Origin of the sequence: Geobacillus sp. (assembly GCF_017515625.1) — a bacterium.
Classification (GTDB): domain Bacteria; phylum Bacillota; class Bacilli; order Bacillales; family Anoxybacillaceae; genus Geobacillus; species Geobacillus stearothermophilus.
Genome location: NZ_JAFWFM010000203.1, coordinates 1 through 5352 on the forward strand (window position 1 = coordinate 1; position 5352 = coordinate 5352).

At 53.7% G+C, this 5352-nt stretch carries 6 protein-coding genes and 4 pseudogenes; 7 read left to right on the plus strand and 3 right to left on the minus strand.

Going from position 1 to position 5352, the window contains the following annotated elements; translation table 11 throughout:
* From IKE44_RS11675 to IKE44_RS11680, 3 genes and pseudogenes are all read left to right on the plus strand, one after another.
* Window positions 1–241 (plus strand): hypothetical protein (locus tag IKE44_RS11675; protein WP_287466002.1); only part of this gene is annotated, 241 nt, incomplete at its 5' end.
* A gap of 47 nt (window positions 242–288) precedes the next feature.
* Window positions 289–387, plus strand: a pseudogene (locus IKE44_RS13890) (MBL fold metallo-hydrolase); the annotation flags it as partial.
* Window positions 372–530: pseudogene (locus tag IKE44_RS11680) on the plus strand (bile acid:sodium symporter family protein); the annotation flags it as partial. The pseudogenes IKE44_RS13890 and IKE44_RS11680, both read left to right, overlap by 16 nt.
* 159 nt (window positions 531–689) lie before the next feature.
* Here IKE44_RS11680 and IKE44_RS11685 read toward each other — a convergent pair.
* Window positions 690–1508 carry a rhamnogalacturonan acetylesterase gene (locus IKE44_RS11685; RefSeq protein WP_033017104.1) on the minus strand — a complete coding sequence of 273 codons (819 nt, stop codon included), beginning with the start codon at window positions 1506–1508 and terminating at the stop codon, window positions 690–692.
* Between the two features lie 174 nt (window positions 1509–1682).
* Window positions 1683–1991, minus strand: a complete 309-nt coding sequence (locus tag IKE44_RS11690) for a CBO0543 family protein (RefSeq protein ID WP_287466003.1) — start codon at window positions 1989–1991, stop codon at window positions 1683–1685.
* Between the two features lie 57 nt (window positions 1992–2048).
* On the opposite strand from IKE44_RS11690, the gene IKE44_RS11695 reads away from it, so the two are divergent.
* From IKE44_RS11695 to IKE44_RS11710, 4 genes and pseudogenes are all read left to right on the plus strand, one after another.
* A complete protein-coding gene (locus tag IKE44_RS11695) occupies window positions 2049–2852 on the plus strand; it encodes a lipase-like domain-containing protein (protein ID WP_287466005.1) in 804 nt (267 codons plus the stop codon).
* Between the two features lie 131 nt (window positions 2853–2983).
* A complete protein-coding gene (locus IKE44_RS11700) occupies window positions 2984–3571 on the plus strand; it encodes a Uma2 family endonuclease (protein WP_033017103.1) in 588 nt (195 codons plus the stop codon).
* 2 nt (window positions 3572–3573) lie between these two features.
* Window positions 3574–3929: pseudogene (locus tag IKE44_RS11705) on the plus strand (4a-hydroxytetrahydrobiopterin dehydratase).
* A pseudogene (locus IKE44_RS11710) lies at window positions 3874–4645 on the plus strand (3-hydroxybutyrate dehydrogenase). The pseudogenes IKE44_RS11705 and IKE44_RS11710 overlap by 56 nt, the downstream one beginning before the upstream one ends.
* 97 nt (window positions 4646–4742) lie before the next feature.
* Here the strand turns inward: IKE44_RS11710 and IKE44_RS11715 are convergent.
* Entirely contained in the window at window positions 4743–5270 is a 528-nt protein-coding gene (locus IKE44_RS11715) for a YceI family protein (RefSeq protein ID WP_033017100.1), read from the minus strand.
* Window positions 5271–5352: the final 82 nt, after the last annotated feature.

The window sequence follows — 5352 nt, forward strand, 5'->3', positions numbered from 1 at the left end:
CTTGTTCCTTGCCGCATGCGGCCCGCCTTGTGTTTTGATCATGCGTCATTGCTTTTGGAAAAAGCAAAGGGGTAAGCGCCAGTTTGTAAACTGCGTGGTAAAAAGAAGGGGAAAGGCGGCCGGCGCTCTGTTTTTTTGCGGCAGTCATTGGCATTTTCTCTTGAAAAACAAGGAAATTTGCACCATAATAAAGGAAAATTCGAAATATAAAGATATTGGAGTCTGTTGGCGAGCAGCTTGAACGGTAGTCGTCGATTGAGGGAAAGAATCAAGGGAGAGGGGAAAGAGATGGCGCATGTCAACATTGAAGCGGTGGGGGATGGGGTATATCGTGTTCCGATTCCTGTCCCCTTCCCAATGAAATATGTGTATTGTTATGTATGTCGTACTTTCCGCCGCCGGTGAGCGTGCCGGTCGTGCTTGGCATGCTGTTTCAGCAAGTGCTCGCGTCGATGTACCATCGCCTGCTGGACAAAACGTATCATTTGTCGTCGGGCCGTCAGGCGTCGTTTGTCGAAAGCGCCCGGTAGGCGGTCAGCGGCGTCGGGCGAGGGAGTGAAGGACCAAAAAGATTGCTCATCCGGGATCGGACGGGCACCGGCAGCAATCCAAAAAAAGGCGTTGCCGGCGGCAGCAGTTCGCGGATGAGCGATGGATCTGCTGCGGTGGAGGGACAGGGCTGAGCCGGCCTAGCGGCTTGGCGCATGTTCCCGTTCCGGTGAACGGATGAGGTGGCGGCGGAGGGGGAGGTTGAGCTCCATAATCCCCTCGACGACTAGCCGGGCGATTTCTTTCGCTCCTCGTTTGTGAAAATGCGTGTTGTCTTCGATTCCGTGCGGATAATTTGCATGCTCGCCGGGCGCAAGCCATAGAAACAGCTGTTTCGTCTGTTCCGGGCCGAGCTGTTCAAACCGTTGTCTGCTTTTTGCCGTCAAATCGATGACGGGAACGTGCTCTCTCTCCCCAAGCGCCTTCATGGCTGCAGGATAAAGTCCATGCGAGTTGAGCGCTCGTCCGTCGGCAGAAAAGCGCCGCCGCTCGACCGGAGTGATGAGGACAGGGGTTGCTCCTTTCGTGCGGGCGCCGTCAATATACCGTTTCAAGTATGATTGGTAGGAGGTGAATGGTTCGGTGTAGCGTGCCGGATCGTTCACCTTTTCATCGTTGTGACCGAATTGGATGAACAAGTAATCCCCTTTTTTCATTTCCCGCAAAATACGGGAGAGCCGTCCTTCTTCGACAAAACTTTTCGCGCTGCGGCCGGAAGCGGCCATATTTTTCACCATGACGTTGTCATCAAACCAATCATCGAGCATTTCACCCCATCCGGCCCGAGGAGCGCGGGAGCGGGGGGCGGCGGCGACGGTCGAATCGCCTGCCAAGTAGATCGTTATGACGGCCCGTCCGCCCGTTTTGGATGCTTTTCCATCCGTGTCCGGTTGGGCGATGAGGGCAACGCTGGCGGCGATAACAGCCAAGCAAAGGAATGCGGCTTTTTTTCTTCTCAATCGGATTCCTCCTATCCGGCAGCTGCTCGTCTTTTCGGTTTGTTCCCCGTTATCGTTGCTCGCTGCCATTGTCTTTATGCGCCATTTGGGCTAGTCCACCGTTTGGAATCGGCGGTAAAATTCCCATATTATTGAAAGAAAAAGACCGTAACCGGCAACTGAATACCAATGGCTCTATTCGGCCATGTGGGTGAACAAACCGTACGTCTCGGCTTTGGCCTCCAATGCGGCCGCCAATGCCGACAATGCAGCGATGAGCCCCATGCGCCCAAGGCGGCTAAGCCGCTCCATGAGGGCAAGAAAGAAGACGGTGCCGAGCGGAAGAACGACGGCCGTAAAGAAAATATCGATCGAAAAGACAGAAGGAAAGGGCCGTTTCGGGAACGCATACAGCCCTTTTCCCACGAAATACAAATCCAAATACGTCCCCGTCCAAGACGCAAGCAGCGCTGAAGTCACGTAGGCGCGGCGGCTAGCGCGCATGAAAGAAGAATAGCCCACCGTCCGTACGAGGCCGTGATGGAACGCTGCCATGCCAGAGTGCAGTCACTCCTGGAGAACGGAAGCCAAGAAGAGCGGGAGTACGCCAAGGAGCACAACGTGTCGTTGTCGCCGTTGTTTGAAGGCGGACATCGTTTTGTGTTGAGCGTGACGACCATCGCCACCCCTCATGACGGAACGACGCTTGTCAACATGGTTGATTTCACCAATCGCTTTTTTGACTTGCAAAAAGCGGTGCTGGAAGCGGTGGCTGTCGCCAGCAACGCGCCGTACACAAGCGAAATATACGATTTTAAGCTCGACCAATGGGGACTGCGCCGCCAGCCAGGCGAATCGTTCGACCATTATTTTGAACGGCTCAAGCGCTCCCCTGTCTGGACATCGACCGATACCGCCCGCTACGATTTATCCGTTCCCGGGGCTGAGACGTTGAATCGATGGGTGAAAGCCAGCCCGAATACGTATTATTTGAGCTTTTCTACCGAACGGACGTATCGAGGAGCTCTGACAGGCAACTATTATCCCGAACTCGGAATGAACGCATTCAGCGCGATTGTCTGCGCCCCGTTTCTCGGTTCGTACCGCAATGCGGCGCTTGGCATTGACGACCGCTGGCTTGAAAACGATGGCATTGTCAATACGGTTTCCATGAACGGTCCAAAACGTGGATCAAGTGATCGGATCGTACCGTATGACGGGGCGTTGAAAAAAGGAGTTTGGAATGATATGGGGACGTACAACGTCGACCATTTGGAAATCATCGACGTTGACCCGAATCCGTCATTTGATATCCGCGCCTTTTATTTGCGGCTTGCCGAGCAACTGGCGATTTTGCGGCCTTAAAACGAGTATTTTGCGAAAAAGCCCTCTCGATCGGATGGCTCTTTTTTTTTTTTTGAGGAGCAAGCTCTTGAGTTGTATGACGGCTGCGGATGTCCGATGGTATAATAGGGGCAAAGCAAGCGGATGGGGGAATGGACGTGAAGCCGCCTGAGCGGCAAAAGGAACGATATACGTATCAAGATTATGTCAAGTGGGACGGACGGTGGGAGCTGATCAACGGCGTACCTTACAACATGGCACCGGCCCCTTCATTTGTCTACCAGTCGATCGTCGGTGAATGGTATGTCGCTTTGCGGGCATTTTGTCGTGAAAAAGGATGTGCGGTTGTCATGGCGCCGTTTGATGTGCGGTTCGATGAACAGGCCGACTATGAACAAACCAAGCATGTCGTGCAGCCAGACATCTCCGTCATTTGCGATCAAAGCAAAATCGGCAGCCGAGGCTGCGATGGGCCGCCTGACTTGGTGGTGGAAGTGCTTTCGCCGAGCACTGCGCTGAAAGATCGGAACGAAAAATATAAGCTGTACGAACAGTTTGGCGTCAAGGAATATTGGATCGTCGACCCGCTGCATCGGACGGTGGAAGTGTACGGCCGCGGTGAGAAAGGGTATGAGAAGCGGAGCGTCTTTGGCGAAGGCGATGTGCTCGTCTCGTTTTTGTTCGCTGATTTGACGGTTTCGCTGGCTGGCATATTTCAAAATATAGAGGGTGAGGGATAACGATGCGGCTAGCGGAAGAGGAAGTGCAAGCGCTGCTTGAAAAAGCGGACGGCTGGAAGTTGACGGATGAACGATGGATTGTGAAAAATACCGTTTCCAAGACTACTTGCAAGGCATTGAATTCGTCCGGCGCATCGCCGCGATTTCGGAAAACGCCAACCACCAACCGTTCATTTCGATCGACTACAAGCTCATTACCGTGAAACTGTCTTCATGGCGGGCGAAAGGGCTGACGAAGCTCGATTTTGACTTGACGAAGCAGTATGATGAGGTGTACGAACAGATGAAGCAGGGGGGAGGGAATGATGGAACATCGCACAGCACTCATCACCGGCGCAGCACGGGGAATCGGGTATGAAGTGGCGAAAACGCTGGCGGAACATGGTGCAAACGTGGTGCTCGTTGATTTGCGTCAGGAAGAAGTCGAGCAAGCTGCTCGTTCGCTTCGGGAGTTGGGCTATGAAGCGGTCGGCGTGAAATGTGATGTGACGGTTGAACAAGAGGTAAGCAAGCGATCAACAAGGCCGTCAACCGGGGCGCCTTGATGTTGTCGTGAACAACGCCGGATTGCAACATGTGGCGAACATCGAGGATTTCCCGACGGAAAAATTTGAACAGCTCATCCGCGTCATGCTTGTCGGCCCATTTTTGGCCATCAAGCATGCGTTTCCCGTTATGAAACAGCAGCGATATGGCCGCATCATCAACATGGCATCGATCAACGGACTCGTCGGGTTTGCCGGTAAAGCGGCGTACAACAGCGCGAAGCACGGGGTGATCGGCTTAACGAAAGTGGCAGCGTTAGAAGGGGCGCCATACGGCATTACGGTGAACGCCCTTTGCCCGGGCTATGTGGACACCGAGCTCGTCCGCGGCCAGCTCGCGGACTTGGCGGCAACCCGCAACGTGCCGCTTGAGAAGGTGCTTGAGGAAGTGATTTACCCGCTTGTGCCGCAGCGGCGGCTGCTGTCAGTGGAAGAAGTCGCCCATTATGTCCTCTTTTTGGCGGGCGAACAAGCAAAAGGCATCACTGGCCAGGCGGTGGTGATCGATGGCGGGTATACGGCGCAGTAAACTCCCTCTCTTCGCCTTGCTTGAAGCGAGAGCCTTCCTTTCGGGATGATGATCAAACGCCCCCGGCACATGCCACGGGCGTTTCGATTCGAGTCGCTCAGCTCAAGGCAAATTCGAAGCTGGCTAGGATTTTGACTTCTTTCCCGACAAGGAATCCGCCGGTTTCGAGTGCGACGTTCCATACCAATCCGTAGTCTTCGCGGTTGATCGTTCCTTCGACATCAAAACCGACCGAGATGCCGCCGGTGAGCGGGTTTTTCACTTGGCCGTTGTATTCGACTTTGAACGTTTCCGTTCTCGTCACGCCGCGGATCGTCAGCTTCCCGGTCACTTCATATTCCGTGTCGGACAGCTTGCGCACGGATTCACTGACAAACGTAATGGTTGGATAGTTCTCGACATCGAAAAAGTCGGCCGAGCGGAGATGGTTGTCACGGTCGGCGTTTTTCGTGTCGATCGAGGCGGCATCGATCGTCGCTTTGATTTTCAGCGACTCGAGTTCGTTGATGTCGCCTTCGACCTCAACGTCAAAGTTGGTGAATTCCCCTTTTGCTTTGGAGATCATCATATGTCTTACTTGGAAGGCGACAGAGCTGTGCGCTTTGTCGAGTTGGAATGTTGTCATCGCTTTTCCTCCCTCTAGAAATGTTGATGTATCAAGGCTTTTCGGCCCCTCAGGGGTGTCCAAAAAATATTTTTCGACAAAA

Excerpts from the sequence above, each read along its gene's own strand:
- IKE44_RS11690 (WP_287466003.1), bottom strand. The coding sequence starts at position 1,991 with ATGCGCGCTAGCCGCCGCGCCTACGTGACTTCAGCGCTGCTTGCGTCT.
- IKE44_RS11700 (WP_033017103.1), top strand. The coding sequence starts at position 2,984 with ATGGACGTGAAGCCGCCTGAGCGGCAAAAGGAACGATATACGTATCAA.
- IKE44_RS11715 (WP_033017100.1), bottom strand. The coding sequence starts at position 5,270 with ATGACAACATTCCAACTCGACAAAGCGCACAGCTCTGTCGCCTTCCAA.